The 1,353-nt window shown below is 46.6% G+C and carries 1 protein-coding gene; it reads right to left on the bottom strand.

Annotated elements, in window-relative coordinates; genetic code table 11:
• Window positions 1-294: 294 nt before the first annotated feature.
• The coding region (gene argH / locus PX481_RS17275) for an argininosuccinate lyase (RefSeq protein WP_288095176.1) at window positions 295-1,353 on the bottom strand (1,059 nt) is incomplete at its 5' end.

Genomic DNA, 1,353 nt, shown 5'->3' with positions numbered 1-1,353 from the left:
GCGGCGATTCCTAAACCTCACGATTTAAGTTTCTGCTTCCACCACCGTCGCATACCACAGTTAAAAAACCATGTACTGTCTTACACAGAGTCCACAGACTTTCGCCCCATTTCAGAAGCCCGATTCCCTGTGTCCCACGGTACGTTGACCGCCTATAGCTTCTTGTACTTGTTGCGCGCGACTTTTTACCCAGCCAAGCTTTTCTGGTCGGAACCCCCTAAGCCGAGTTTTCAAGGTGCTGCGCCGTCCACTTGGTTTTCGAGACTGGCCTTTTAATTCTAACGTAAAGCCAACCTAGAACGGCGGGGTTTCAGACGCAAATTTTCGATGATCGAGAATGGCTTTAGCTTGAATTAAAGCCGATCGCACTTGTTCAAAACCTGTGCCACCATAGCTATTACGGGCCGCTACCACCTGACGAGGAGCGATCGCGTCGTAGATATCGGCCTCAAAAGCCGGATGTAATTCTTGCCATTCCGTCAGGGTTAAATCTTTCAATAACTTACCCGCTGCCAAACTGCTTTTAACGACTTTCCCGACTAAATTATAAGCTTCTCGGAAGGGAATTCCCTTACTGGCTAAATAATCCGCCACATCCGTCGCATTAGAAAAATCTTCCGCCACCGCATTAGCTAATCGGTCGGTTTTAAATTGAATTCCGGTGGCTAAAAGTACCGTCATCGCTTGCAAACAAATCCGCACGGTTTTAACGCCATCAAATAACGCTTCCTTGTCCTCCTGCAAGTCTTTGTTATAAGCTAGGGGTAAACCCTTCATTAAGGTCAATAACGCCTGTAAATGCCCAAAAACCCGCCCTGTTTTGCCGCGCACCAATTCGGGAACGTCGGGATTTTTTTTCTGGGGCATAATGCTAGATCCCGTGGCACAACTATCGGTGAGAGTGATAAAACTAAATTCTTGGGAAGACCAGAGAATCATTTCTTCGCTCAAACGGCTCAGGTGGACCATAATCAGACTAGCGGCCGTCATGAATTCAATGGCAAAATCTCGATCGCTAACTCCATCAAGACTATTGTTATACACCTGCTCAAAATCGAGTAAATTGGCACTGTAATGACGATCAATCGGAAAAGTCGTCCCTGCTAAAGCACCACATCCTAGGGGCGAAATATTAGTCCTGGCGCGAATTTCCCCCAATCTTTGGTGATCCCGTTCGGCCATTTGAAAATAAGCTAAGAGATGATGGGCTAAACTAATCGGTTGAGCGCGCTGCAGGTGGGTATAACCGGGGATCAGGGTTTCCAGATGGTTTTCAGCGTGATTGACTAAAGCTTGCTGAAAATTGCGAATTTCTTGCCTAATATCATCGATTTGTTGTCTAAGATACAGACG

Source organism: Microcystis sp. M53603_WE2 (genome assembly GCF_030065435.1).
Note: the sequence above shows the minus strand (reverse complement) of the source record. Positions and strands in the feature narration are given on the sequence as shown.